A 25946-nucleotide genomic window follows, 5' to 3' on the forward strand; every position below is an offset into this window, starting at 1 on the left:
GTCCACAGAGAAATGATCTGACTGTGGATTATTGTTGTAAACACAACTCCAGCCACGCAGCTCCGAGATCCTTCTTACGCACGTCGCGCATCTTCTGCTCATATACCCAAGGCGTGATCAGCGGAACAGCGGCATTGTAGTTCTCGGGCCAGGTAGGACCACTGTCGGCCACCGCCTGCGCCACATCGCGTTCCTTGACCCGGTCAAGTCGTGCTTTCTGTATCGCTGCAACAACGTCGGCCTGATACTTGCAGCTCTGTTCCTTGGTTTCCTGTGCAACCACTGGCGTGGCCAGCACGGCCGCAACGATAGCGATACGCAACATGGGGATCTCCCGGGATTCGTTTCTTTCAGCGCAGCTTACCCGCGCGCGGCGGTGCCTTCCATCGCCCTTTTCAAATCGTGAACCAATGTCTCAGCCATTGAACGGAAGACCATGATCTGAAACGCGTTCTCTCCAACGCGCGTGATCGAAGCAGTCATGTGGAAGAGCAGGGTGCGGGCGGTATGGCCGCGCTTGAAATGCACCTTGCGCAGATCAACCGGCACTACGCGCGCCAGTACGTCTTCGACATCAGCACCCTCTAACCGGACCACAGCCCAGGCATCTGATTGGTCCACAATGGCAGCATTCTCGGTCAGGGTCGCATCAGGAGACGGTCCGATCAGCATCGCATGCGCCGGGCCGAACCAGATCGCCCGCGCGCCAGCCTTACCCGTTGCGCGGTTGGCCGATGGATAGGCCATCCCGTGCGCTGCTTTCAAAGCTTCGGATAGCGCCTTTTGCTTACCCTTGAAAGGTGAGATCGAATGGATCGCGCCCGCATCCTCTTCGCTGAGCGTTACAGAGCCGAAGGTCAAAGGCAGCAACCCGTCGCAGGGTGTTTTGGCGGTCAGATTATCCACGGACGCGCCCTCCTTCGGGGTCAAAGAAAACCGGGTTCACCACTTCACACAGGGTTGTCACGCCGCGCAGATGATCGACCATTTTCACGATTTCTCCATACCTCTCAGGCCCGTCCGCCAAGAAGCCCAAGCCCAACATCGTTTCCAGCGTCGGGGAATAACACACGGAGGTCAGATAGCCCTGATCATTGATGCGCACCGGCTCGGCCTCTTCCCGGTAAAGATGCGCACCCGCCAGCAATTCCTTGCTTTCGCCAATGGGTTTGAGCCCGACCAACCGCTCGCGCCCCGGCTCTTCAAGGCCCGGACGTTGCGACATCGTTTTGCCGATGCAATCCTTCTTCTGCGACACCATCCGACCCATGCCGATATCATAGGCAGTTGTCCGTCCGTGGATCTCGGAATGCGTAATAAAGCCCTTTTCGATCCGAAGAACGTTCAGTGCCTCCATCCCATACAGACCACCGCCCAGTGTCTCAGCCCGGTCGGTCAAAACATCGAACAGGCTCGCGCCATAGCGCGCAGGCACGGCGATTTCATATGCATGCTCGCCCGAGAACGAGATCCGGAACAAACGCCCCTGCACACCCAGCACCGAGATCGATCCGCAAGCCATGAAGGGCCAGCTTTCTTCATCAAGAGGTGTGTCCAGCAGATCGTTCAACAGTTCACGCGATTTTGGTCCGGCCACGGCAAACTGTGCCCACTGTTCAGTGACCGAGATGAACGAGACATCCAGATCAGGGCGCAGTCCCTGATGAACGAACTCCAGATGCTTCATTACATCGCCAGCACCTGCTGTGGTGGTGGTCATCAGGTAATGCGTCTCTCCCAGCCGCGCGGTGGTGCCATCATCCATGACGAATCCATCCTCACGCAACATCAGACCATATCGCGTTCGGCCAACTTTGAGGGTCGAGAACATGTTCGTATAAACGAAGTCCAGAAACGCCCCCGCATCCGGCCCCTGTATGTCAATCTTGCCAAGCGTCGAGACATCGCACACCCCGACGGCCTGACGCACCATGTTGACCTCACGGTCACAGGATTGCCGCCACGTGGTTTCTTCACCCTTTGGGAAATAGCTGGGGCGATACCACAGCCCGGCCTCAACCAACGGAGCTTTCCGCGCTACGGTCGCTTTGTGCGAAGTGATAAAACGTTGCGGTTTGAAACCCTTGCCTTCAGCCCCAGCGCCCAGCGCGGCAATGGCGATAGGAGAATACGGAGGGCGGAACGTCGTGGTTCCGGTTTCGGGTATCGCGCGCCCGGTGACGTCCGCAAGAATGGCCAACGCCGCCACGTTCGAATTCTTGCCCTGATCCGTCGCCATACCTTGCGTCGTATAGCGCTTCATGTGCTCGACTGACCGGAAGTTCTCAGTCGCGGCCTGTTTGACATCTTTCACTGTAACATCGTTCTGGAAATCCAGCCACGCGCGCCCTTTGCCGGGAACGGCCCAAAGCTGCGTGATCTCGTATGGCGTATCCTCGGCCTGCGGTGGCACAGTCTTCGAGGCCTTGTAGCCAAGATCGCCAAGCACGCATTTGGCTGCCTCAATCCCTTCACGAAGGCAGGCTGTAGTTGAGAAAGATCCGTTGCACGCACCCGCTGTCACCATGCCCGGCACGGCCCCCGGCGTTGGCACAAAGGCTTCGATCTCACGCTTCCAGATCGGGCGGCTATTCATGTGACAGGTTAGATGAACCGAAGGATTCCAGCCCCCTGTCATGGCAAGGCAATCCGTGTGTATCCGTTCTTCTCCACTGGCGCGGCGCACTGTAATCGCCTCCAGCCCCTTACGGCCCGAACTGTTACAAACTTGCGCCCCGCGTAGAACCTCGTAGTCGTCAGACAAGGGCGCGTCATGGCGGCTATCGATCACAGCCGCCACATGGACACCAGCATCCAACAAATCACGAGCAGTGCGATGGATATCGTCAGTATTTCCGAAGATCGTCACATTGCGGCCCGGGCTGACACCCCATCGGTTTAGATACGCCCGCACCGCGCCAGCGGTCATGATCCCCGGGCGATCATTGTTGCGGAATGCGACCGGGCGCTCCAGCGCGCCTGCCGCCAGAACTGACCGCTTGGCCACGATCCGCCAATAGGTTTCCAACGGCGCCCCGTTGGGGCGGTGATCCGTGTGGTGAAAAACGCGTTCCAACGCCGCAAAGGTACCTTGGTCATAGGCGCCTGCGATAGTGGTCCGGGTCATGATGCGGACATTGTCCATCGCGGCTAACTCGGCCAGCACTTCGTCAACCCAAACGGGACCCGGTTTTCCGTCGACCTCATAGGTCTCGGCCAGCAGACGCCCACCCACGCGACTGTTTTCGTCGGCCAGAATGACGTCCGCGCCGGCACGACCAGCGACCAGTGCGGCCATCAGCCCCGCAGGCCCTGCCCCGATAATCAGCAGATCGCAAAAGGCATAAGCGCTTTCGTACTTGTCGGCATTGTCTTCGCCCGACAGTGCACCCAATCCGGCGGCACGTCGAATGATCGGCTCGTATAGCTTTTCCCAGAAGCTTTTCGGCCACATGAAGGTTTTGTAGTAAAAACCCGCGCCCAAAAACGGGGAAGCCAGATCGTTGATCCCCATCAAATCGACACTCAGGCTGGGCCAGCGATTCTGGCTGCGCGCTTCAAGTCCCGGATAGATCTCTTGCATCGTGGCGCGAATATTTGGTTCTTGACCTGCGCCTGCCCCCACGGTCATCAGCGCATTCGGCTCTTCGCTGCCTGCGCTCAGCACACCCCTAGGCCGGTGGTACTTGAACGAACGCCCCATCAGTCGTACGCCATTCGCCAAAAGCGCTGAGGTCAGGGTGTCGCCCGCATAGCCGCTATAGCTGGCACCATCGAAAACAAACGGAATCGACTGCGTACGATCGATAAGACCCTTTCCATCGATCCTCATGCCCGCTCCTCCGATGCCGGCTGCGCGTCGATCATCTCATGCGTGACCGTGTTTCGTGTGACCACGATCCATGCACCGCACCCGCCTTCGTGATACCAAAGCTCTCGTGTCGGCCCTGCCGGGTTTTCCCGTTGGTAGACAAAATCATCCCAAGCCGCCTCACCGGCATCCGGGGCCGGTCGGTCCAGATCCACTGCCGCCCCGCGATAGTAGAATTCGCGCCGATCCCGTTCGCCGCAATATGGACAGGTGATCCTCATAGCCGCGCGCCCTTCTTGATCTTTTCAATAATACCCAAATCCAACATCGCGCCCCTCAATGCAGATTGTGCTGAGAGCCCTTGCCCTCTTCATCGATAATCCCGCGCCCGGTGCGGAAACGATCCAGTCGGAAGCCGGTGGCATTCTCGTGATACCGATCCGTCGCAATCAGATGCGCAAACACATTCCCCGAACCTGGAACCGCCTTGAAGCCACCATAGTTCCAGCCGCAATTGAGATAGAGCCCATCAATATCCGTTCGGTCTATGATCGGAGAGCCATCGGGCGACATATCCATGATCCCGCCCCAGGATCGCAGCACCCGTGCCTTGCCGATCATCGGCATCAGCGCCATCCCGGCCTCCATCACGCTTTCGACGGTGGGCAAATTACCTCGCGCCGCATAGGAGGTGTAAAAATCCAGATCACCGCCAAAGACCAGACCGCCCTTATCTGACTGGCTGATATAGAAATGCCCCATGCCAAACGTCACCACATGATCGATGCAGGGCTTCAGACCCTCGGTCACGAAGGCCTGCAAGACATGGCTTTCAATCGGCAGCCTCATTCCAGCCATCGCCGCCACCTGACCTGAACGCCCGGCAGCAACCATCGCCACCTTCTTGGCCCGGATCGGCCCGCGCGAGGTCTGAACACCGCGCACCACGCCATTCTCGATATCAATACCGGTCACTTCGCAGTTCTGGATCAGATCCACGCCGCGCTGGTCCGCTCCGCGCGCATAGCCCCAGGCCACTGCATCGTGTCGCGCTGTACCTCCGCGCGGGTGGTAGAGACCGCCATACAGAGGGAACCTAAGGTCATCGAAATTCAGAAAGGGCACCATCCGCCTCAATTCATCGCGATTGAGCAGGATAGCATCGTCACCCTGACTGATCATCATGTTGCCCCGGCGCGCAGCGGCATCACGCTGCCCGTCCGAATGGAACAGGTTGATGATCCCGCGTTGCGAATGCATGACATTGTAGTTCAGATCCAGCTCAAGACCTTCCCACAGCTTCAATGAGTGCGAGTAGAACTCGGAATTGCCCTGCAAAAAATAGTTCGCGCGCACAATGGTGGTGTTGCGCCCGACATTGCCCCCACCGATATAGCCCTTTTCCAGAACAGCGATATTGGTCAGACCATGTTCCTTGGCCAGATAATAGGCCGTGCTCAACCCATGGCCTCCGCCGCCGATAATGACGATGTCATATTCGGATTTCGGTTCAGGCTCGCGCCAGTGCGGCGTCCAGCCTTTGTTGCCGGTCAGGCCCTCTTTCAGGACACGTAAGCCGGAGAAACGCATTCAGAACTCCCTACAGGTGTGTCGGCATCAAACCAACTTCACCCAGCAGTAACAACGCCGGAATCTGGTTCCACTCCTGTTTTCGACGAAAACTTGTCGCTGGGCGACCAATCCACACACTCTGACGACTTCGACCTAAATGAAAAATGGCCAACCCGATGGTTGGCCACTCAAGAATCTTCTGTTGTCTGTGCGCTCAGAGGCCCTTGGCGCGATAGCTTTTTGAGACGCGGTCGATCGCAACGATATAGGCCGCCGTGCGCAGATCGTCGACATCCGCGCGATCATGCCAGACTTCGCTCATCGACTGATAGGCAATGCGCATCGTGTCATCGAGCCCCGAACGCACCAGCTCCAACTCGCCAGCGCCCTTTAGGTACTTGGCCTTGAAATCCGGAGACATCGACCAAGCGTCACCCAGATACCGATCCAACCGTTCCAGTTCGCTGACGATCAACTCATGCCGAGCTTCTTCCTGACGCCGCTGCATCCGGCCAAAACGGATGTGGCTGAGGTTTTTGACCCATTCGAAATAGGACACGGTCACACCACCCGCGTTTGCATACATGTCAGGAATGATCACCGTGCCTTTCTTGCGCATGATCTCATCAGCACCCGCCGTGACAGGCCCGTTGGCGGCCTCGATGATCAGTGGTGCCTTAATACGTTCGGCGTTGGATAGGTTTATTACCCCCTCCAGCGCCGCCGGAATCAGGATGTCACACTCGGCTTCAAGTACCGCGCCGCCCTCGGCGGAATGCGTGGCGTCGGGATAGTCCTTCACGCCGCCATGCTTGACGATCCACTGCCGCACGGCTTCTACGTCGATGCCATCGGGATTGTACAGAGCGCCATCCCATTCGATGATGCCGACCACACGCGACCCGTCTTCCTCGCTGAGGAACTTGGCTGCGTGATAGCCCACGTTACCCAATCCCTGCACGACGACGCGCTTTCCGTCCAGCGTGCCTGACAAGTTCGCCTTCTTGACGTCTTCCGGGTTTCGGAAGAATTCGCGCAACGCGTATTGGATGCCGCGCCCGGTTGCTTCGACCCTGCCCGCGATGCCCCCCGCGTTCAGCGGTTTACCTGTCACACAGGCTCGCGCGTTGATATCGGTCGTATTCATCCGCGCATATTGGTCAGCCATCCACGCCATTTCGCGCTCGCCTGTTCCCATATCGGGCGCAGGCACGTTCTGTGAGGGGTTGATCAGATCGCGCTTTGCCAGCTCATAGGCAAAACGACGCGTGATCTGTTCCATCTCATGTTCTTCATACTGGCGAGGATCAATGCAAAGGCCCCCTTTCGAGCCACCAAAGGGCGCTTCGACCAGTGCACACTTGTAAGTCATGAGCGCAGCGAGCGCTTCGACCTCATCCTGGTTCACCGCCAAGGCATAGCGAATGCCACCCTTTACCGGCTCCATATGTTCCGAATGAACCGAACGATATCCGGTAAAGGTGTGGATCTGCCCCCGCAGACGCACCCCGAACCGAACGGTGTAGGTGGCATTACAAACCCGTATCTTCTCTTCTAGCCCGGGCGGCAAATCCATCAGAGACGCCGCTCTGTTGAACATCAAATCAACACTCTCACGAAAGCTGGGTTCTTTAATGCCGGTCATAAAATCCTCCGTGCCGGTAGACGAGATACGTCACGACTTTTTGTCGCACTGCTTGCCCAATACCGCAATCAGTAACTGCACGTATTTTCATCAGTTTGTGAACTTTACTTTTGAGCTCCATTGGTGAGTCGGGCGTTAACGAAAGCCGCGCGATTGTCCAAAGGCGCGAAACAAAACCACCAATAACACCGGGAATAAAGCTGAATCTCGTTAAAAACGAGCAGCATAGTGTCCACTGCGCCCAAATCTCGCCACGATCCGTGGGTAAATTATTAAAGTTGCGAAGTGCTGGCATCAGTGTGTCTGATCGACCGAGGAACCAATTATGCGCAAGTTTGATTTGAAGGCCCAATTCAACCGTCTCTGCCGCGAAAACAGTTGTTCGCGGCACTTGCGGCACTTTGTTTCTTCGACAGAAGGCACGATGACGATCCTTGCGCTTTTCCTGATCATGATTGTCTTCACCGTGGCCGGGTTCGCGGTCGACGTCATGAGGTATGATCGCGAAAGGGTAAGGCTACAATACGCACTGGACCGCGCGGTCCTTGCCGCAGCTGACCTGGACCAAGAGCTTTGCCCACGGGTCGTTGTGAATGATTACATTCGCAAAGAAGGTTTCGATACGAACATCATCAAAAATATCAAGGTTGAGCCCGAGACATGCACGACAAACGACGACGGAACCGTGACTCAGGTTGCAGAACTTGAAGGAAAACGGAAAGTCGAAGCCAGCGCCGACATGAGCATTGAGACACACTTCATGAAATGGAGTGGCGTCGATTACATTGATACAACCGCCACCAGCATCGCCGAAGAATCGATTGGTAACGTCGAAATTTCATTGGTTCTGGACGTCTCGGGTTCGATGCGCGGGACAAAGCTGACCAACCTCAAAAGTGCCGCTGAGGACTTTATCGATGAGATGATCCTGAAATCTGAGGATGGTAGATTGTCGATCTCAATCGTGCCCTACTCGGAACAGGTGTCGGTGCCTGACTATCTTATGAATGCTTTGAACACGATCGGGGCTAACGAAAGGGCCAATTGCATCGATTTCCAGGCTTCGGACTACACAACGACCGATTTCAACTATTACGACATCGTGGACGACGAAGGAAACATCATCACAAAAGGGGATTATGTCCCGCAAACTCTTCATTTCAAGGATAATGGCTCCAGCGACAAAAGGTTCAACGACACGTTGGTAACCAGCAATACGTGCCGTCTTGAAACCACCACAGATCGGCGAGAGATGACGGTAATCCAGAATGATCCTGACATTCTGAAAGGTCAGATCCAGAATCTTGTGGCAAGCGGCTGGACTTCGATCGATGTGGGCCTCAAGTGGGGTCTAACTTTGCTTGACGATAGTATCCAACCGCTGATCGCTCAGATTGCGGACAGTTCAGAAATTCCGGACTCGTTCGCAATTCGGCCAGCCCCTAACAAGACCACGGACACCCTCAAGGTTCTGGTGCTGATGACGGATGGTGAAAACACTTATCAGCACAAAGTGAATCCGCCTTATAATGACGGCCCCTCGGACATCTATTGGAATGAAGATGCCGAAACTTATTCTATCTACGATGAAGAGTATGACCGCTGGGCTTGGCCTAATGTCGCCACAACTGTACGGGACAGTTCGTACAGGCGCTGGACCCGCGACAAATACCAAGATCATGCCCATGGCAATGGGACTTATATGCGCTACCGCTGTACGGATTACTACGACGGCACCTGCTATTCGATGGATCGATCGCAAACACGCGAGGACTCCGAAGGGCTTTCAACAGATTCCGATCCGGTAGAACTGGAATGGCCCGATGTCTGGGCGCATACTGAAAAATACGCAATTCGGAATATGTTGCGTCACGCTTATGGCTGGGATCGCGGCGAAGAATTTGCAGCTGACTCCACGACCGAAATTGGTCCTTCGACCAAAAATCCAAATGTTGTAGATCTCTGCGAAGAAGCTGAAGAAGATAATGTCATCATCTTCTCGATCGCTTTTGAGGCACCCTACGGTGTTAAGCAGATGCTGAAAGACTGCGCGATCAAACCTGCCCGTTACTATGAAGCGACCGGCAATCAGATTGAACGCGTCTTCGATTCAATCAGCACCTCCATTCAAAACCTGAGGCTGACCCAATGACAAAGACACTGCGGAATCGGCTTCGGAGATTTCGAAAGAATGAGGATGGAAACTCGTCTATCGAGTTTATCTTCTGGTTTCCATTCTTCCTGTATGTCGCTTATTCAGGCATGGATCTGGGATTGCAGTCCTTCCACCATGCCGATCTTGAACGATCTCTGGATATGACAATTCGGGAGGTTCGGCTTAATCGCCTTCCTGACGGGGAAGATGAATGGGATCACGCGCTGCTGAAGAAAATGATCTGTGACGAAGCGCTGATAACCAATTGCTCGGAAAACCTCGCGCTCGAGATGAAGTCCATTGATCCGCGGGTCGGCAATCAGTTGGATCCAACCCCCTACTGCGTCGACACTCCGGAGACAATTCGTAAGCCGGACGAAGTTGTTTTTGAACAAGGGACTTCAAATGAGCTTATGATTATCCGCGCCTGTCTTGAGGTTTCACCTGTTTTTGGGCTTTCGATGCTGAGCGGCATTGCGAAGCAGGACAACGACGGCCAATGGGAACTGCAGGCGACGACCGTATTTGTTCATGAACCATTTGGTGGTTCATCAGCTGATCCTGACGATTCATCTGACACAACAGTGGATGTGGCCGATGCCTCGAATTAACAAAGAGAATCGCAACCTTCCCAAGGCACTGCTGAACCGCTTTCTCAAACGAGAAGACGGCGCCTTATCGGTCGAGGCAATGCTGATATTGCCGCTGCTGTTCTGGTCAATGTTTGCGTCTTACACCTATTATGACAGCTATCGCCAAAGCGCGATCAACATCAAAGGAGCCTACGCAGTTGCGGATGTGCTCTCACGCGAAGCTGAAGATGTTAACGCCGCGTATATCAACACCATGTACGACCTTCTGGAAAACATGGTTGATACCAGAGCACCAGTCTCGATGCGTGTGACCTATCTGACCTATGATGGTGATAACGATCTCCACGATGTTCTATGGTCCTGCGTGCGGGGCACTGGATATCAGAAATGGACCGACGCAGAGATCGTGAAAATCAAACAACGGCTTCCGGTAATGCCTGATAACGGCTCAATGATACTGGTCGAAACCAACAATACATACAAAGCGCCATTCCAGATGGCATTCAAATTTGCTGACTTTGAAATGGATAATCTGGTCTTCACACACCCGCGTGTTTTCGACCAGATCGTCAATACCGACCCTGCTTGCTTGGGTGTCTAACTCTTTTCAGCAAGCATCGCCGACAGCATTTCCGACATGTATTTGGTCTCGGCGGCGGCTGTCATGCCGCCTATGCCAATCCTTCGTCCGACACGCCACCAAAGACCGGGCGCCCACTGGTTTGAGCTTCGTGCATGAGTGATTACCAAGAAGCCATTTGATGGCTTAAATGCGAACACGCCCCGGTCTACGCCTTCGACATCCTCGATATTGCAGATCACCTGCCCCGAGCCTGTGCGCAATTGGGACTGGGTCAGCTCGATCCTGTCTTCGGTCGCGTACCACATGCGACGGGCTAACCAGAACGCAGCTGCCCCGGAAACCAGTAAGAAGACCTGCCAGCCAAACTCAGGCGGCGATGCCAACGCGACGTAAATGACCAACGCCCCGACCGTGACCAGCATCCCTACCCCAGTCCAGCGCCGCGGTGCCGAGGCCGCGACCGTAGCCAGCACTTCTTCTTGCATATTGTTCTCCTGATTGTCCGCCCGCTTTAACCGCTTTGATACGCAAAGGACAGCACCGCGTCACCTGTCTGAGCATCTTCGCACAGCTTCAGTGTTCCTGCGCAAATTGACTGCCTCAGGCCGACGCATAAGTTCCGGTCAAAGGATCAGGAGGCTTTTATGTCACTCAGACCAACTTTGGAATTCCGCAAGGCGGTCCCGACGATGGAAGGCGCGGGCGTCAAACTGCACCGGGCGTTCGGGTTTCAGGACCCGTCGGAACTGGACCCGTTTCTGCTGTTCGATGATTTCCGGAATGACAACCCATTGGACTATATGGCCGGTTTTCCGTGGCATCCGCATCGGGGCATCGAAACGATCACTTATGTCCTGTCCGGCACAGTCGAACACAGCGACTCGCTGGGCAATAGCGGCACGCTGGGTGCCGGAGATGTCCAGTGGATGACCGCCGGGTCGGGTATCCTACATCAGGAAATGCCCAAGGGGTCGGCCAGCGGTCAGATGCATGGGTTCCAGCTGTGGGGCAATCTGCCATCAGATCAGAAAATGGCCACCCCGCGCTATCAGGACGTTCAAAGCACTGATATTCCGGAAATCATCGATGATGATGGGACAAAGGTCCGTGTGATTGTCGGTACATTCTGGGGACGTACGGGCCCAGTGGACGGTATCGCTGCCGATCCGCAATACCTGGATATCAGCATACCGGCAGGGGTGAAAAAAACCATTCCGATCGACACATACCGCCGGGCCTTCGCCTATATCTTTGAAGGCAGTGCTGCCTTTGCTGATGCGTCTCAGCCAACCGGTGTTCTTTTGGAAAAAGAAGTTGCCGGGCAAGAGGTCAACATCCGCGACATGTCAGGCGACAGGACGTTGGTTCGGTTCGGAACCGGAGATGAAATCACGGTTCAGGCCGGGCCCGAAGGTGTACGGTTTCTTTTGATCTCGGGCGCTCCGATCGATGAACCCGTTGCGTGGCATGGCCCGATCGTAATGAACACGCAGGCAGAATTGCAGCAAGCGTTTCGGGAATTGCGGAACGGAACGTTCATCCGCCCGGCCCACTAAGGGCTGGTCAGGCGGTAACCGCTTTGCGGACCATGTCCCAGTACACCTGCTCGACCTCATCCAGCGACAGGCGGCCACCGCTGCGATACCAAGTGATCACACCATTCAGCATGGCAATCACCGCTAATGTGGCGATCTTAGTATCGGTGACCGAAAATTGACCCGATTGCTGCCCGTTACGCAGAATATGCTCTAACGAGTCCTCGTAACGGCGGCGCAGGGCCTCGATTTCGGCAAAATTTTCGGGGTTCAGATTGCGCAGCTCCATGTAAGCGATGAACACCTCGTCGGGACGCTGCAGGTGAAAACGGATGTGGAACCCGACAAACTGACGCAACGCATCTTGTGGATTATCAAACCGGTCGAGATCGTCATAGGCGGCCATCAGATCCTGCATGTGATCGCGCATCAGCCGAAACAGCAGGCTCTGCTTGTCGGGCGTGTAATTATAGAGTGCCCCAGCCTGCACCCCCACCTCGCCTGCGATCTGCCGCATTGAAACCGCAGCATAGCCATGACGGGCAAACAGCCCCAGTGCGGCCTCGCGAATACGGGGGCCGGTGATATCGGAATGAGAACCTTGTGTACGCGCCATGCTTCGATCGTATCTGAACAGACGTTCAGATAGAACCCCGCTTGAACCATTCCGACAAAACGTGCATCACGGGATACACGCTGCGACCCGAAGGACTACGATGAAGCTTTTGCTGCCCATTCTCTTTGTGCTGGCCACCGCCGGCTGCGCAAATATCCCTGAGTTGGAAGGCAGCGAAACCGCCGCATTGCGCAAGGCACCCTACCCCAAGCTTATTGCTTTAGATCCCGCCCTCGGCCCTCCGACCGATCCAATCAGCGAAGCGGAAGAGGTAGAAGAAGACCTGACAGCACGCAGCGAAGCGTTGGCGGAAAAGGCCGAAGCGCTGCAGAATGCCGAGATTAACTAGGATTTCGGCCACGCCACTAGCTCCAAAAGATTAGACGGATTGCACCCCTGCCTCGAACCCGCTAAGGCAGCCCGCAAAGGACACTTCGCCATCGCGGGCGGTATTGCGAGCAGAAAGGACCCAAGGGAATGACACAGGCGCTGAGGCTTGGAATTGCCGGATTGGGAACCGTTGGCGTGGGTGTGGTCAAAATTGTGCGTCGTCATGCCGATTTGTTGCACGCCCGCACCGGGCATCGCATCGAGATCACCGCAGTTTCGGCCCGTGATGCCAGCAAGGACCGTGGCGTAAACCTCTCGGATTATGCATGGGAAACCGATCCCGTTGCATTAGCCAAACGCGAAGACATCGATGTTTTTGTCGAACTGATGGGCGGGGAGAACGGCCCCGCGAAAGCTTCGGTCGAGGCGGCGCTGACCAGTGGCAAGGATGTCGTCACCGCAAACAAGGCGCTGCTGGCGATTCACGGGCAGGAATTGGCGGAATTGGCCGAAGCCGCAGGGCGTGTAATTCGCTTCGAAGCGGCTGTCGCGGGTGGTATCCCGGTAATCAAATCTCTGACCGAAGGACTGGCGGGTAACGAGATCACGCGTGTCATGGGCGTCATGAACGGTACCTGCAACTATATTCTGACCCGGATGCAATCGCAGGAGTTGGGCTATAACGCCCTGTTCGAGGAATGCGCGCAGCTTGGCTATCTTGAAGCCGATCCGAATCTGGATGTTGGCGGCATCGACGCGGCGCACAAACTGGCGCTGCTGTCTTCGATTGCCTTTGGCACCAAGCCGAATTTCGATGGGATCGAGATCGAGGGCATTCAGCATATTAGCCTCGATGACATCCATCAGGCCCACGACATGGGGTATCGCATCAAGCTGTTGGGTGTAGCACAGCGAACGGCGCGCGGACTGGAACAGCGGATGCAACCCTGTCTAGTGCCGAGCAATTCTCCGCTAGGTCAGTTGGAAGGCGGGACCAACATGGTTGTGCTGGATGGGGACGCAGTTGAACAAATCGTTCTGCGTGGCCCCGGTGCCGGTGAAGGTCCCACTGCCAGCGCAGTGATGGGCGACGTTTGCGATCTGGCGCGAGGCTTGCATATGCCGACATTTGGCCGCCCCGCGACGACCCTGCAAGACGCAGCCTCCGCCGTTACTGGCCTCCCTGCACCTTACTATCTGCGGCTAGGCCTTCTGGACAAGCCCGGCGCGCTGGCAAAGGTCGCGGCGATTCTGGGCGATGCTGGCGTCTCGATCGACCGGATGCGGCAGTATGGGCACACAGAAAGCACAGCGCCCGTGCTGATCGTGACCCACAAAACCACGCGGGCGACGCTGGACCATGCACTGGATGGCCTGCGCGCCACCGATGTGGTGGCCGGAGAACCCGTCGCCCTGCGTATCGAACAAGTCTGACCCCTTGCGGCCTATGCTGCGCGCAGGCTATGCCGGATAAAACGCCTTAGCTGACCAAAGGATATGCGAAGATGAACGCTGCCAAGATCGATTTCAACGACCGCCTGCTGTCTCTGGGCCTTGCACGGGTGGCAGAACAGGCCGCGCTGGCGTCCGCCTCTCTGGTTGGCCGGGGTGATGAGAAAGCTGCCGATCAGGCTGCCGTCAACGCTATGCGTGAACAACTGAACCTTCTGGACATTGAGGGTGTCGTTGTCATTGGTGAGGGCGAGCGTGATGAAGCGCCAATGCTCTATATCGGCGAAGAGGTTGGCACTGGTAACGGCCCGGGCGTAGACATTGCGCTGGACCCGCTTGAAGGCACAACCCTGACCGCCAAGGATATGCCCAACGCGCTGACCGTCATTGCCATGGGCCCGCGCGGCTCAATGCTACACGCTCCGGACGTATACATGGACAAACTGGCCATTGGTCCGGGCTTTCCCGAAGGTGTCGTAAGCTTGGACATGAGCCCGCGCGAGCGAGTTGAAGCGCTGGCCAAGGCCAAAGGCTGTGAACCTGCGGATATTACCGTATGCATATTGGAGCGTCCCCGCCACGAAGCGATGATTGCTGAAGTCCGCGATACCGGTGCGTCGATCCGCCTGATCACAGATGGCGACGTCGCAGGTGTGATGCATTGCGCCGAAAGCGAAGTGACCGGCATCGACATGTATATGGGTCAAGGTGGTGCGCCCGAGGGTGTGCTTGCCGCAGCCGCGCTGAAATGCATGGGTGGACAAATCTATGGCCGCCTGTTGTTCCGTAATGACGACGAACGTGGCCGGGCGGCCAAGGCGGGCATCACCGATCTGGACCGTGTTTATGCGCGCGACGAGATGGTAACGGCGGATGTCATCTTTGCCGCTACTGGGGTCACCGGAGGCTCACTGCTGCCGCGCATCAAGCGGGAACCGGGTTGGGTTGAAACAACGACGCTGCTCATGCGATCAAAAACGGGCTCGGTGCGGCGGATGTCCTACCGCACGCCGATGTGGCCACACAACGAAGCATAGCGGCTTGCGCCAGCGCCTTCAGCAAGAGTATTCATAAAAGACCAAGAGGCCGGATCCGCAGGGGTCCGGCCTTAGTGCATGAGGTGAGATGTGGCATTTCTGGGCGTAGAGCAATCTCTGACGGGGCGACGCTGGATCGGACCGGGGATTGAGGTCGAGCGGTCAGCAGAAATGATGGCGCAGCAGACAGATCTGCCTCGCGCCGTCTGTCAGGTTTTGGCACGGCGTGGTGTTCCGGTGATGGAGGCCGCCGGTTTCCTGGAGCCTAAGTTGAAGGAACTGCTGCCCGACCCGCGATCGATGAAAGATATGGAAGTCGCTGCGGCCCGGTTTCTACAATCTGTGCGCAAGCGCCAAAAGATCGCAGTTTTTGCTGACTATGATGTGGACGGGGGCAGTTCGGCTGCGTTGTTGTTGGTGTGGCTGCGCCAGATGGGGCTTACCGCGACGCTTTATGTGCCCGACCGGATTGATGAAGGCTATGGGCCAAATGTGCCTGCAATGCAGGAACTTGCGGCTAGCCATGACCTGATCATCTGCGTGGATTGCGGAACGCTGAGCCACGAACCTATCGCGGCGGCGAAGGGTGCGGATGTGATCGTTTTGGATCACCATTTGGGAGCAGAAACCCTGCCGGATTGCGTCGCCGTGGTGAACCCGAACCGACAGGACGAAAGCGGCGATCTGGGCTATCTCTGCGCTGCTGCGGTGGTGTTCCTGATGCTGGTCGAGGCGGGTCGTCAGTTGCGTGAGGCCGGGGCCAAGGGGCCGGATCTGATGGCAATGCTCGATCTGGTGGCGCTGGCCACGGTGGCGGACGTTGCGCCGTTGATCGACGCCAACCGGGCGCTGGTTCGACAGGGCCTGAAAGTGATGACCCAAAGGCAAAGGCCCGGCTTGGTCGCGTTGTCAGACGTGGCGCGCATGGATACCGCGCCCAACAGCTATCATCTGGGGTTTCTGCTGGGGCCGCGCGTCAATGCTGGCGGTCGCATTGGTCAGGCTGATCTTGGCGCGCGGCTGCTGAGCACGGACTCGATCACTGAGGCCGAAGCCTTATCCGAGCGGCTGGATGCCCTGAATTCGGAACGGCGCGAGATCGAAAACGCGGTCCGCGCGGCGGCTTTGGCGCAAGCCGAGGACCGTGGGTTGGATGCGCCGCTGGTCTGGGCCGCAGGCGACGGTTGGCATCCCGGGGTGGTAGGTATCGTTGCTTCGCGGCTGAAAGAGTCGGCAAACCGGCCCGCTATCGTGATCGGGTTCGACGGGGATGAGGGCAAAGGTTCAGGCAGGTCGATCTCGTGCGTTGATCTGGGCGCGTCGATCCAGCGACTGGCTGCCGAAGGGCTGCTGGTCAAGGGTGGTGGCCACAAGATGGCGGCCGGTCTCACGGTGATGCGTGATCAGTTGGAGCCTGCAATGTCGCGCCTGTCCGAGCTTCTGGCCAAGCAGGGTGCAGGCCAAGGCGGTCCCGCCGACTTGAAACTGGACGGGGCGCTGATGCCCGGGGCCGCGACAGTCGATCTGATCGAACAGGTAGAGAAAGCGGGTCCTTTCGGGGCCGGTGCCCCTGCCCCGCGCTATGCGCTGCCTGATCTGCAAGTGCGCTTTGCTAAACGCGTGGGCGAAACACATTTGAAGCTGTCACTTTCAGATGGAATGTCTGGCGGACTGGATGCCATCGCCTTTGGCGCGTTCGACGGCCCGTTGGGGGATCGCCTGTCTAATCACGGCGGCGCGCGGTTCCATTTCGCGGGTCGGCTTGAGGTGAATACCTGGGGCGGACGACAGAGCGTGCAGCTGCGGCTGGAAGACGCGGCAGAAGCTGTCTGACAACCGTTTCAACGCCGCTCAGGAACGGCCAAAAAAGTTTCACAGCCTTGCGTTTTTCGTCTTGCGGGGGGGGAAGGTAAACCGTAAAAGGCCCTCCACAAGCCAGCGTGGCCCGTTCGTCTATCGGTTAGGACGCCAGGTTTTCAACCTGGAAAGAGGGGTTCGATTCCCCTACGGGCTACCACTTGTGCTTGTCTGGTCTAAATGGCCCGTTCGTCTATCGGTTAGGACGCCAGGTTTTCAACCTGGAAAGAGGGGTTCGATTCCCCTACGGGCTACCATTTTCTTCAATGCTACAATCGTTCCCGGCGACGTATTCTTACGGCATCGTGTTTAGCACGAAACCTGCGCGCCCCGTTTTGAAGACGCGAAATGCGGTTGAAGGCACGCCTGTCAATGGCGGCCCCGGACCGAGTTCACCAGCATTTGGTATTTGCCATTCCATCACCAAGCCTGCACAGTTTTGGCCAACAACAGATATGATTTGGATTCCCAATGGATTACCTCAAAGAACGCAAAGACTTCGCGATCGCGATCTGCAAGGAAGCTGGCACAATCGCCTCCAGATATTTCTCCGACCGGGGCGGTTTGATCGTCGATCAAAAAGGCGCACAGGATTGGGTCAGCGAGGCAGACCGGAATGTCGAAACCTTCATCCGCCAGAGGATCGCCGAGGCTTGGCCCAACGATGGCATATTTGGCGAAGAGCATGGTGAAACACAAGGTTCAAGCGGATTTGACTGGGTGATCGATCCAATTGATGGCACCACGAATTTCGTCAATGGCATTCCGGCCTGGACCATCGTTCTGGCGGGCGTCGCTGAGGAAAATACCGAGATCGGTGTAATCCATGACCCAAATATCAATGAGACCTTCGTAGCCTCGCGCGGAGGCGGGGCAACACTGAATGATGCGCCAATGAGGGTCTCTTCGGGTGTTGCGCTGCATCAAGGAACGGTGGCAGTGGGTTATTCGAACCGGGTGGATAACCGTAACATTGTTCCAATCGTCGCGAACCTGATCGAGCGTGGGGCCATGTTTCACAGAAACGCCAGTGGCGCGCTGTCACTGGCCTATGTCGCAGCGGGCCGGCTGCTTGGCTATGTCGAAGAACATATGAACGCCTGGGATTGTCTGGCTGGTCAATTGATGATTGCGGAAGCAGGCGGCGTGGTCGAAGATCAGGACGCAGGCGCAATGACCCGCAACGGCGGTCGGGTGATCGCTGGTACTCCGGATGTGTTTGATACTTTGCGTGAAATCTCGGAGAACGCGTGGCAGGCCTGACAATCTAGTCGATTGAGCGCCATCCGCTCAGCGGTTTAAGGTCCGTTAGATCGGCTTGCCAATAATGGCCTTGCCCGGGCTGATCATACCTCCGATCAATGGGGCGGCCCGACAAGGAGCACCACAGAAGGGTCCCGACGGCCCCATGGGTAACGATGGCGAGGTCACTGCCATCATGCGTTTCGATAATTGAAGTTACTGCTTGGTTTATACGCCGCCGGGCGGCAACGGCAGTTTCCCAGCCGCGAAAACTGGTGTTGGGGTGGGCAAAGAATGCGTCAGCGGCAGCTTCGAACCGGTCACGCGGCAGAAAACCGGTGGCGCTTCGATCATTCTCGCCAAGTGCGGCATCTTGTTTTATCCGCAGGCTTCGGGGCGCGGCCAGGATGTCGGCCGTCTCGCGGGCCTTTTGCTCGGTGCTGGCCCATAGGTGGGTAACTTCTGCAAAAATTCCGCTGGTTGCGAAGGCCGCAGCGCGGCGGCGGCCTTCCGCGCTAAGCCCCCAGTCCTGAATGGGGGTGTTCGGGTCAATGATGACCTCGGGGTGCGTGATGATTAGAAGACAGGGCATCTATTCGGGCAAAAGCACCGGACCTTTCTCGGCGAAGGCCATCTGTACTTCTGTACCCGGCTCTAGCGGCGCATCAACATCGTCATGGACTGCAAAGACCTGGCCGAACGCACCGGTCAGAGTGTACTCCATTCGGACACCCACATAGGTGGCTTTGGAGACGGTCGCCGCAACTCCTTGCGCGGCCCCGATCACAAGTCGAGAAGGCCGGATGGCGACGGTCGCAGGCCCTTCGGTCAAGCCACGGGATGCCAAGGTATGGCGGTAGCCTTCGATCTCGATGGTGGCCATGTCGCCGTCGACCGAGATGATCTGGCAGGCAAGCAGATTTGCCTCACCAATAAAATCAGCAACAAAGCGATCATTTGGGGCGTCGTAAAGCTGGCGGGGCGTGCCAATCTGGGCAATCGCGGCATTCCGCATCACGACGATTTCGTCGGACACCGCCAGAGCCTCTTCCTGATCGTGTGTTACGTAGACGACGGTCAGGCCAAGGTCTTGCTGAATGGCCCGGATGTCCTCACGCACCTGGCGGCGTAGTTTCGCGTCGAGGTTCGAGAGCGGTTCATCAAACAACAGCACCTGTGGTTCCAACACCAAAGCCCGCGCTACAGCGACGCGCTGCTGTTGGCCACCAGACAGTTCTGACGGGAGACGGCCGTCAAAACCTTTCAGGCCAACCAGCTCTAAACCGTCCAATGCGCGGCGGCGGGCCTCGTCTTTAGCAAAGCCCGAGAACGTGAGGCCATACATCACGTTCTCAAGCACGCTCATATGAGGAAACAGCGCGTAGGACTGGAACACCATGGATACGTCGCGGTCCGTCGCGGGCAGTTTGGTCACATCGCGATCCCCGATGGTGATCTTTCCCGAGGTGGCCATTTCGAGCCCCGCGATCATCCTCAACGTCGTCGTCTTGCCGCAGCCCGACGGGCCCAACAGCGTGACCAGCTTTCCGGCTTCGACATGCAGGTTAATGTTGTCTACGGCAACGACATCCTTGCCAAACATCTTTGTCACGGACTCGAACCGAACCGGCGCGGCTTTGGACTGCAGGCTCATGTCAAACTCTCCTAAACATTGGTCCGCGACTGCGTCATTCGTCGCCCGATCTTGGTCCGGCCCACGATCAACTGCATCAGGGCAACCACTGACAGCATCACAAAGATCAGTGTGGTGGAATAGGCGATGGCGAGACCATAGTCGTTATTCTCGACCCGCCCGATGATATAGCTGGTCGCCATGTCATATTCCGCGCTGACCAGAAAAATCACCGCCGAAATCGCCGTCATGGCCCGCACGAAACTGTAGACAAGGGCGGCAAGAATTGCCGGGCGTAGCAGAGGCAGGATGATCCGGCGGAAAGTCTGCCAGGAATTTGCGCCCAGCGTCAGCGAGGATTCGTCCAGGCTGCGATCCAGTTGCGACATGCTGGCGATGCCGGCCCGGACACCGACCGGCATGTTGCGGAAGATGAAGCTGACAACAAGGATGACACCCGTGCCCGTGATCTCGATCGGTGGCACGTTGAAGGCGAGAATGTAGCTGACACCGATCACGGTACCGGGGATGGCAAAGGACAGCATGGTGCCGAACTCAAAGGCATCTTTACCCGCGAAACTCTGTCGGGTCAGAAGGTAGGCCGTCACGAGCCCCACGGCAGCCGTCAGTGGAGCAGCAATTGCGGCGATGGTGATAGTCGTCCAGAAACTGTCCCATGCGGCTCCTGTCCAGCGAATACCCTCTGCTTCAAACCGAACCGAGAACGCAGTGACGTAGTGCTTGAACGTCAGGGAATTGTTGACCCCCCACAGCTCGACCACACTGCCGTAGACGATCATGGCGTAGACGACGATGGTAAACACGGCCCAGCCAAGGGCGACGGTTAGCACCGGGATGGAAAGGCCGGTTGGCATCAATGGATGTACGCCAGCGTCACCTTTGCCCGTGACTGTGGTGTAGCTTTTCTTACCCAGCCAGGCTCGCTGCGCGTAGAAGGCTGAAAGCGTGAAGAACAGAAGCACCATGGCCAGAACCGCAGCGCGGCCTTGATCATATTGCGCACCAACAATTGCAAAGAAAATCTCGGTCGACAGCACATCGAAATTGCCACCTAGCACAAGTGGGTTGCCGAAATCGGCCATGCTTTCGATGAAGCCCAGAAGGAAAGCATTAGCAAGGCCCGGGCGCATCAACGGCAGGGACACAGTTTTGAACGTCTGCCACCTGCTGGCGCGCAGTGTCTGTGCCGCTTCTTCCATCGAGGGAGACACCCCTTCAACGACGCCAATCAGTACAAGGAAGGCGATGGGTGTAAATGCCAACGTCTGCGCAATCAGAACACCCGGCATGCCATACAGCCAGCGAGTGGGTTGGGTGCCGAACAATTCGGCAAAGAACTGCGTTACTGAACCCGACAATCCAAACAGCAGGATCAGCGCTAGGCCGATCACGAACGGTGGCGTGATAATCGGCAGAACCGTCAGTGCGCGCAACGCGCGCTTGTACCGAAAGCCCGAGCGGGTCACGACAAGCGCAAAGCACAAGCCGAGCGCAGTGGTGATGAAGCCGACGAGGATGGCCAGAAACAGTGAGTTCCATGCCGCCCCGCATCGTGCGCCCCAGAAACAACCCAACCCCCATAGCCGGTCGTCAAAGAATTTCGAGAAGAACACTGCGATGGAGTACGCGCCCTCTTCCGTCACAAAGGCAGCGAACAGCATCTTGGCGATAGGAAAGAATACAAACGCGGTGACGATGGTGATCACACCACCGATGGCGCTGACCACGAAGACGTCTCCGTTAATCGCCCCACGTGCGGCGACACCCTGGGTCAGAAGGAACAGAAAACTCGACGCGCAGATCATCGCGCCATAGCCCATGCCGAACTGCCGATCACCGAGCTCTCCGAACAAGGCTTCCAGCCAATCGAAGTTGAAGCCTCGGATACCGATGCTGAACCCTTGTGCGATCAGCCAGCCGAAGCCCAGCGCCCCTGACAGGATCAAAATTCGGGCATAAAGCGGATCTGATTTGGCTCGCCTCAATACCAAAAACGGCAGCAGAAGAGCGATAAGAAGCGGCGCAAGCCACAGCTTTTCACCCTGCCCGATCAGTAAGGCAGCTGGCGCATAATCTTCGTCGAACGGGTAGCCGTCCAAAAGCCACTCGAACGACCACAGCCCACCGTCAACCATGTACCACGGCAGCAGGCAGAATCCGACCCACCCGGCGATGACCCAGAAGATCAGAACCGGATGGGTCGTTTTTGTCGTGTCGTCAGTCATTTACTGCGGCAGTACCGAAACCTCTTCGTCCCATTTCTGCAGCAAGCGCTTGCGCTCATCCGACGAGCCGTATTTCTTGAAGTCATAGTCGATCAACTTGATCTGGCTCATGTCAGGCGCGCTTTCCGAAGTTTCAGCACCTTTGTTTGACGGCACCTGAAATGCGTTGACCTGAAGGGCAAGGTTCTGTGCCTCGGGCGACAATGCCCAGTCATAGAACTTTTTGGCCTCATCTTCGTTGCGCGCGCCTTCGATGATCGACATCGAACCGATTTCGTAACCAGTACCTTCACATGGCGCGACGACTTTGATCGGGAAACCCGATACCGCCTGCTTTACTGCGTCATGCATGAAAACGATACCAATTGTATTCTCGCCTCGACCAGCAGCCTTGATCGGTGCCGAGCCCGACTTGGTGTATTGGTTGATGTTCGAATGTAGCCCCTTCATGAACTCAAATCCTTCGTCCTCGCCGAAGATTTGCACCATCGAGGCCAGAGTCGTGTAGGCCGTACCTGATGAGTTCGGGTTCGCCATCTGAACGTGCCCCTTGTACTCGGGCTTCAGAAGGTCCTTCCAGCAAGCAGGTTCGGGAAGGTTGTTCGCGGCGACAAGATCGGCATTGTAGCCGTAACCAAGCGCACCTGAATAGATGCCGATGGTCTTGTTACCAGCGCTTTCCGCCTGAGAAATCGCCCAATCATGAAGCTGGTCACGCATCGGCGACATGTATTCCATCGTCAGGCCCTCTTCTGCGGCCTGTAGATGTGGATCACCGGTACCACCCCACCAGACATCACCCTTGGGGTTGGAGCTTTCTGCACGGATCTGAGCAAATGTCTCACCTGAGGATTTACGGGTCATGTTGACGTCGATGCCGGTCGCGTCCTCAAAACTGCGCGCCATAAGCTGGCACCAATCCTCTTGCGCAGAACAATAAAGTGTCAACTTGTCAGCCTGTGCCGCTGACATCGATGCGGCAAGGGCAATAAGCGATCCCAACGTTGTGGATGTAAATTTCTTCATTGATTTCTCTCCCTTTAAGTTCACTGCGTCCGGATTTCCCGGCTCTTATATGCCCTTCCTCATGCGGCCTTTCGCAATTTCTCGATAACAGCCAACGTCTCTTGATTATCTGACAGGCTCTTTAATAAACGCGCCAGTTCTTTCTCTTCGACAAGCTTTGCGGCCTTGGCAGGTGAGAACCAGTGGCGCTTGCGTTCGTCGCGTTCCTTCCAACGGCGTTTGAGCCGTTCCACAATCAACGGATAAAGCGTTACGCGGCAAGGCACGCTGCTTTTACCCTCGTATCGCTTGTCATAGTGAAAGCACCCGATCGATTTCTTGGAGATAAAGCCAACCGCTCCGGCCTCTTCCAAAGCTTCGATTTCAGCGGCATGCCAAGGCTTCTTACCATCCATCATCCAACCTTTGGGGATGACCCACCGCCCCCGGTCACGCGAAGTGACCATGAGAACCCGCAGCTTGTCGGATTTGTCCCATCGCACCGGAAGCGCACCGATCTGATCTGTGAATTCGGTCTTGCTCATGCGCGCGCTCTTGGCTCTGGCACTACGCAAAGGGCAATGGCAACACATACGTGCTGTTGAACAAGGTGGCTACATCCAGAACGCCGGTGCACTTCGATTGCTACGCCTCGAAATAGAAACAGTTCTTTGAAGTCTCACAATGAATCGTGGGCTTTGCAACAGAAATTGTTGCAAAACGACTGAAACGCCACAAAAGTGAGATTGAAACCGAGTCGGATTGCCAGATGCCCAAAGCGGAAACGCGCGATAAGAAAACCAACAAGGGCCAGAGTCGGTTCAAGAAATCCGACCGCCGCCGTGAGATATTGTTGGAGTTGAAGCTTCGCCCGCACGTCCGGATCAGCGAATTGGCGCAGCGTTTCAATGTTTCGGCGGAAACGGTGCGCAGGGATTTTGATGCCCTGGCCGATGATGGGCTGATCTCGCGGGCGCATGGCGGTGCCTCTGCCCCGATACAAGGACGTTATCCAAGTCTGGATGAGCGCACCCACGCCCGCCTTGATGAGCGTGAAAAGATCGGCAAATGCGCAGCTGACCTGATTCAGGAAGGCGAGACGGTGATGATCGATTCCGGCTCAACCACGATCGAGATGGCCCGTATGTTGGCGTATCGGGGCATTCACTGCACGGCAATTACGAATTCGATACCGGTGGCCATGACCCTTGGTCACGCACCCGTTGAAGTCATTCTATGCCCAGGCGAATATCTGACCGCCGAGTCCGCCACGATCGGGACAGATACACTGGATTTCCTGTCTCGTTTCAACGTCGATCGCTGCATGATTGGCGCGTCCGGCCTGTCAGAAGAAGGGCCGTCAGAAACCGTGCGCGGTTTCGCAACCGTCAAACGGATGATGCTGGCACGCGCCGCGACGCGACATCTTCTGATCGGGTCCGAGAAATTCGACCGCAAAGGTTTGACCCGTGTGGGCGACCTTGACGGGCTGAATTCAATCGTAACTGATACCAAACCAACAGGGGATTTGCTTGGCGCGATCAACGACGCCGGGGTGAAGATTCTTGTCGCTGAGCAGTCCTTGCAAAGAACGACAAACCGTGGACAGAAAAGCCACGCATGACTGGGAGGAAGAAATGAAATTTGATATCAAACTACTGATCGGAGCTTCCGCAATCGCGCTCTTGTCACTGTCGGGCACGGCTTCGGCGCAAGACTGCCCGCGCGGTGATCTGGATGCGCGGTTCTGCGATGCCGATGGCGATCTGATCGCGGATATCCCCGCTGATCCTGCCGATCAGATTGATCCTGATACTCTGATCTTTGCCTACACCCCGGTTGAAGACCCTGCCGTATACAAAACTGCTTGGTCGGACTTTCTTGATCATCTGAAAGCGGAAACTGGCAAAGACGTTGTTTTCTTTCCAGTTCAGAACAACGCGGCCCAGATTGAGGCCATGCGTTCGGGGCGTCTGCATATTGCGGGCTTCAATACCGGTTCAAACCCGTTGGCCGTGAACTGTGCTGGTTTCCGACCCTTCACGATCATGGCGTCGAAAGACGGAAACTTCGGATACGAGATGGAGATCATCACCTATCCCGGTTCAGGCATCGAAAAGGTTGAGGATATCAAGGGCAAGCAATTGGCCTTTACTTCTCCTACTTCGAACTCGGGCTTCAAAGCGCCGTCAGCGATCCTGAAAAGCGACTTTGATCTGCTACCCGAACGCGATTTTGAGCCGGTTTATTCGGGCAAGCACGACAACTCGATCTTGGGTGTCGCCAATAAGGACTATCTGGCTGCCTCGATCGCTAATTCGGTCAAATCGCGGATGATCTCGCGCGATGTGATCAACGAAGACGACGTCATCACGATCTACAAGTCGCAGACCTTCCCGACGACAGGCTTTGGAACCGTGTACAACCTGACGCCGGAACTGCAGGAGAAAATCCGCAATGCCTTCTTCAGCTTCGACTGGGAGGGAACGACGCTTGAGGCTGAGTTCTCGAAGTCGAACGAAGGTCAGTTCCTTGAGATGACATATCAGGAGTTCTGGGACGTCATCCGCAAGATTGACGCGGCTAACGGCGTTTCCTACGCCTGCCAGTAATCGATACTACATCCAACGGGCC

The 25946-nt window shown here is 56.6% G+C and carries 24 protein-coding genes and 2 tRNA genes; 13 read left to right on the plus strand and 13 right to left on the minus strand.

Going from position 1 to position 25946, the window contains the following annotated elements; genetic code table 11:
- Positions 1-28: 28 nt before the first annotated feature.
- The 6 genes from ACR0JG_RS13420 to ACR0JG_RS13445 all read right to left on the minus strand — a co-directional run bounded on the left by ACR0JG_RS13420 (position 29) and on the right by ACR0JG_RS13445 (position 7028).
- Positions 29-325 (minus strand): hypothetical protein, encoded by a 297-nt coding sequence (locus tag ACR0JG_RS13420; RefSeq protein ID WP_170396287.1) that lies wholly within the window; start codon positions 323-325, stop codon positions 29-31.
- A 35-nt stretch (positions 326-360) separates the two neighbouring features.
- Positions 361-906, minus strand: a complete 546-nt coding sequence (locus ACR0JG_RS13425) for a sarcosine oxidase subunit gamma family protein (RefSeq protein WP_170512814.1) — start codon at positions 904-906, stop codon at positions 361-363.
- Entirely contained in the window at positions 899-3832 is a 2934-nt protein-coding gene (locus ACR0JG_RS13430; protein WP_480570371.1) for a sarcosine oxidase subunit alpha family protein, read from the minus strand. Before ACR0JG_RS13430 ends, ACR0JG_RS13425 begins: the two co-directional genes overlap by 8 nt.
- Entirely contained in the window at positions 3829-4092 is a 264-nt protein-coding gene (locus tag ACR0JG_RS13435) for a sarcosine oxidase subunit delta (protein ID WP_170396281.1), read from the minus strand. Before ACR0JG_RS13435 ends, ACR0JG_RS13430 begins: the two co-directional genes overlap by 4 nt.
- Positions 4093-4147: 55 nt before the next feature.
- Positions 4148-5401 (minus strand): sarcosine oxidase subunit beta family protein, encoded by a 1254-nt coding sequence (locus tag ACR0JG_RS13440; protein WP_480570374.1) that lies wholly within the window; start codon positions 5399-5401, stop codon positions 4148-4150.
- Between the two features lie 196 nt (positions 5402-5597).
- Entirely contained in the window at positions 5598-7028 is a 1431-nt protein-coding gene (locus ACR0JG_RS13445; RefSeq protein WP_170396277.1) for a Glu/Leu/Phe/Val family dehydrogenase, read from the minus strand.
- Positions 7029-7452: 424 nt separating this feature from the next.
- On the opposite strand from ACR0JG_RS13445, the gene ACR0JG_RS13450 reads away from it, so the two are divergent.
- Genes ACR0JG_RS13450 through ACR0JG_RS13460 form a run of 3 tightly spaced genes read left to right on the plus strand, consistent with a single transcriptional unit; the run spans position 7453 to position 10377 of the window.
- Positions 7453-9180, plus strand: coding sequence for a Tad domain-containing protein (locus ACR0JG_RS13450; protein WP_480570377.1), 1728 nt, complete (start codon positions 7453-7455; stop codon positions 9178-9180).
- On the plus strand, positions 9177-9794 hold the full coding sequence (locus tag ACR0JG_RS13455) for a hypothetical protein (RefSeq protein WP_170512803.1): 618 nt from the start codon (positions 9177-9179) through the stop codon (positions 9792-9794). The genes ACR0JG_RS13450 and ACR0JG_RS13455 overlap by 4 nt, the downstream gene beginning before the upstream one ends.
- Positions 9781-10377, plus strand: coding sequence for a hypothetical protein (locus ACR0JG_RS13460; RefSeq protein ID WP_170396270.1), 597 nt, complete (start codon positions 9781-9783; stop codon positions 10375-10377). Before ACR0JG_RS13455 ends, ACR0JG_RS13460 begins: the two co-directional genes overlap by 14 nt.
- On the opposite strand, the gene ACR0JG_RS13465 is transcribed toward ACR0JG_RS13460, so the two are convergent.
- Positions 10374-10844: a hypothetical protein gene (locus ACR0JG_RS13465; protein ID WP_170422341.1), complete on the minus strand. Its 471-nt coding sequence runs from the start codon at positions 10842-10844 to the stop codon at positions 10374-10376. The two genes, ACR0JG_RS13460 and ACR0JG_RS13465, sit on opposite strands and share 4 nt — an antisense overlap.
- Positions 10845-11003: 159 nt before the next feature.
- Between ACR0JG_RS13465 and ACR0JG_RS13470 the strand changes: the two genes are divergently transcribed.
- Entirely contained in the window at positions 11004-11915 is a 912-nt protein-coding gene (locus ACR0JG_RS13470) for a pirin family protein (protein WP_170733427.1), read from the plus strand.
- 7 nt (positions 11916-11922) lie between these two features.
- Here ACR0JG_RS13470 and ACR0JG_RS13475 read toward each other — a convergent pair whose 3' ends face one another.
- Complete coding sequence (locus ACR0JG_RS13475) at positions 11923-12510, minus strand: TetR/AcrR family transcriptional regulator (RefSeq protein WP_170422345.1); 588 nt, start codon at positions 12508-12510, stop codon at positions 11923-11925.
- Positions 12511-12610: 100 nt separating this feature from the next.
- Here ACR0JG_RS13475 and ACR0JG_RS13480 point away from each other — a divergent pair, with 100 nt between their 5' ends.
- From ACR0JG_RS13480 to ACR0JG_RS13510, 7 genes are all read left to right on the plus strand, one after another.
- Positions 12611-12859, plus strand: a complete 249-nt coding sequence (locus ACR0JG_RS13480) for a hypothetical protein (protein ID WP_170396262.1) — start codon at positions 12611-12613, stop codon at positions 12857-12859.
- Between the two features lie 128 nt (positions 12860-12987).
- Positions 12988-14274: a homoserine dehydrogenase gene (locus ACR0JG_RS13485; RefSeq protein WP_480570380.1), complete on the plus strand. Its 1287-nt coding sequence runs from the start codon at positions 12988-12990 to the stop codon at positions 14272-14274.
- 71 nt (positions 14275-14345) lie between these two features.
- On the plus strand, positions 14346-15329 hold the full coding sequence (gene glpX, locus ACR0JG_RS13490; RefSeq protein WP_480570383.1) for a class II fructose-bisphosphatase: 984 nt from the start codon (positions 14346-14348) through the stop codon (positions 15327-15329).
- Between the two features lie 90 nt (positions 15330-15419).
- Complete coding sequence (gene recJ, locus ACR0JG_RS13495; protein WP_480570386.1) at positions 15420-17162, plus strand: single-stranded-DNA-specific exonuclease RecJ; 1743 nt, start codon at positions 15420-15422, stop codon at positions 17160-17162.
- A gap of 109 nt (positions 17163-17271) precedes the next feature.
- Positions 17272-17346: transfer RNA gene (locus ACR0JG_RS13500), tRNA-Glu, on the plus strand.
- Positions 17347-17368: 22 nt separating this feature from the next.
- A tRNA-Glu gene (locus ACR0JG_RS13505) sits at positions 17369-17443 on the plus strand.
- Between the two features lie 214 nt (positions 17444-17657).
- Entirely contained in the window at positions 17658-18449 is a 792-nt protein-coding gene (locus ACR0JG_RS13510; protein ID WP_480570389.1) for an inositol monophosphatase family protein, read from the plus strand.
- Between the two features lie 4 nt (positions 18450-18453).
- On the opposite strand, the gene ACR0JG_RS13515 is transcribed toward ACR0JG_RS13510, so the two are convergent.
- Genes ACR0JG_RS13515 through ACR0JG_RS13535 form a run of 5 tightly spaced genes read right to left on the minus strand, consistent with a single transcriptional unit; the run spans position 18454 to position 23857 of the window.
- Positions 18454-19020 carry a histidine phosphatase family protein gene (locus tag ACR0JG_RS13515; protein WP_480570392.1) on the minus strand — a complete coding sequence of 189 codons (567 nt, stop codon included), beginning with the start codon at positions 19018-19020 and terminating at the stop codon, positions 18454-18456.
- Entirely contained in the window at positions 19021-20082 is a 1062-nt protein-coding gene (locus tag ACR0JG_RS13520; RefSeq protein WP_170511858.1) for an ABC transporter ATP-binding protein, read from the minus strand.
- Positions 20083-20093: 11 nt separating this feature from the next.
- Positions 20094-22307, minus strand: a complete 2214-nt coding sequence (locus tag ACR0JG_RS13525) for an ABC transporter permease (RefSeq protein WP_480570395.1) — start codon at positions 22305-22307, stop codon at positions 20094-20096.
- Positions 22308-23333 carry an ABC transporter substrate-binding protein gene (locus ACR0JG_RS13530; RefSeq protein WP_170422361.1) on the minus strand — a complete coding sequence of 342 codons (1026 nt, stop codon included), beginning with the start codon at positions 23331-23333 and terminating at the stop codon, positions 22308-22310.
- Positions 23334-23392: 59 nt separating this feature from the next.
- Positions 23393-23857 (minus strand): NUDIX hydrolase, encoded by a 465-nt coding sequence (locus ACR0JG_RS13535; RefSeq protein ID WP_170396245.1) that lies wholly within the window; start codon positions 23855-23857, stop codon positions 23393-23395.
- A gap of 224 nt (positions 23858-24081) precedes the next feature.
- On the opposite strand from ACR0JG_RS13535, the gene ACR0JG_RS13540 reads away from it, so the two are divergent.
- A complete protein-coding gene (locus tag ACR0JG_RS13540; RefSeq protein WP_170403399.1) occupies positions 24082-24936 on the plus strand; it encodes a DeoR/GlpR family DNA-binding transcription regulator in 855 nt (284 codons plus the stop codon).
- Positions 24937-24949: 13 nt separating this feature from the next.
- Positions 24950-25924 (plus strand): phosphate/phosphite/phosphonate ABC transporter substrate-binding protein, encoded by a 975-nt coding sequence (gene phnD / locus ACR0JG_RS13545; RefSeq protein ID WP_170396240.1) that lies wholly within the window; start codon positions 24950-24952, stop codon positions 25922-25924.
- Positions 25925-25946: the final 22 nt, after the last annotated feature.

This window comes from Ruegeria sp. AD5 (assembly GCF_056542345.1).

Excerpts from the sequence above, each read along its gene's own strand:
- ACR0JG_RS13420 (WP_170396287.1), bottom strand. The coding sequence starts at position 325 with ATGTTGCGTATCGCTATCGTTGCGGCCGTGCTGGCCACGCCAGTGGTT.
- ACR0JG_RS13430 (WP_480570371.1), bottom strand. The coding sequence starts at position 3,832 with ATGAGGATCGATGGAAAGGGTCTTATCGATCGTACGCAGTCGATTCCG.
- ACR0JG_RS13435 (WP_170396281.1), bottom strand. The coding sequence starts at position 4,092 with ATGAGGATCACCTGTCCATATTGCGGCGAACGGGATCGGCGCGAATTC.
- ACR0JG_RS13440 (WP_480570374.1), bottom strand. The coding sequence starts at position 5,401 with ATGCGTTTCTCCGGCTTACGTGTCCTGAAAGAGGGCCTGACCGGCAAC.
- ACR0JG_RS13445 (WP_170396277.1), bottom strand. The coding sequence starts at position 7,028 with ATGACCGGCATTAAAGAACCCAGCTTTCGTGAGAGTGTTGATTTGATG.
- ACR0JG_RS13450 (WP_480570377.1), top strand. The coding sequence starts at position 7,453 with ATGACGATCCTTGCGCTTTTCCTGATCATGATTGTCTTCACCGTGGCC.
- ACR0JG_RS13455 (WP_170512803.1), top strand. The coding sequence starts at position 9,177 with ATGACAAAGACACTGCGGAATCGGCTTCGGAGATTTCGAAAGAATGAG.
- ACR0JG_RS13460 (WP_170396270.1), top strand. The coding sequence starts at position 9,781 with ATGCCTCGAATTAACAAAGAGAATCGCAACCTTCCCAAGGCACTGCTG.
- ACR0JG_RS13465 (WP_170422341.1), bottom strand. The coding sequence starts at position 10,844 with ATGCAAGAAGAAGTGCTGGCTACGGTCGCGGCCTCGGCACCGCGGCGC.
- ACR0JG_RS13470 (WP_170733427.1), top strand. The coding sequence starts at position 11,004 with ATGTCACTCAGACCAACTTTGGAATTCCGCAAGGCGGTCCCGACGATG.
- ACR0JG_RS13475 (WP_170422345.1), bottom strand. The coding sequence starts at position 12,510 with ATGGCGCGTACACAAGGTTCTCATTCCGATATCACCGGCCCCCGTATT.
- ACR0JG_RS13480 (WP_170396262.1), top strand. The coding sequence starts at position 12,611 with ATGAAGCTTTTGCTGCCCATTCTCTTTGTGCTGGCCACCGCCGGCTGC.
- ACR0JG_RS13485 (WP_480570380.1), top strand. The coding sequence starts at position 12,988 with ATGACACAGGCGCTGAGGCTTGGAATTGCCGGATTGGGAACCGTTGGC.
- glpX (WP_480570383.1), top strand. The coding sequence starts at position 14,346 with ATGAACGCTGCCAAGATCGATTTCAACGACCGCCTGCTGTCTCTGGGC.
- ACR0JG_RS13510 (WP_480570389.1), top strand. The coding sequence starts at position 17,658 with ATGGATTACCTCAAAGAACGCAAAGACTTCGCGATCGCGATCTGCAAG.
- ACR0JG_RS13515 (WP_480570392.1), bottom strand. The coding sequence starts at position 19,020 with ATGCCCTGTCTTCTAATCATCACGCACCCCGAGGTCATCATTGACCCG.
- ACR0JG_RS13520 (WP_170511858.1), bottom strand. The coding sequence starts at position 20,082 with ATGAGCCTGCAGTCCAAAGCCGCGCCGGTTCGGTTCGAGTCCGTGACA.
- ACR0JG_RS13525 (WP_480570395.1), bottom strand. The coding sequence starts at position 22,307 with ATGACTGACGACACGACAAAAACGACCCATCCGGTTCTGATCTTCTGG.
- ACR0JG_RS13530 (WP_170422361.1), bottom strand. The coding sequence starts at position 23,333 with ATGAAGAAATTTACATCCACAACGTTGGGATCGCTTATTGCCCTTGCC.
- ACR0JG_RS13535 (WP_170396245.1), bottom strand. The coding sequence starts at position 23,857 with ATGAGCAAGACCGAATTCACAGATCAGATCGGTGCGCTTCCGGTGCGA.
- ACR0JG_RS13540 (WP_170403399.1), top strand. The coding sequence starts at position 24,082 with ATGCCCAAAGCGGAAACGCGCGATAAGAAAACCAACAAGGGCCAGAGT.
- phnD (WP_170396240.1), top strand. The coding sequence starts at position 24,950 with ATGAAATTTGATATCAAACTACTGATCGGAGCTTCCGCAATCGCGCTC.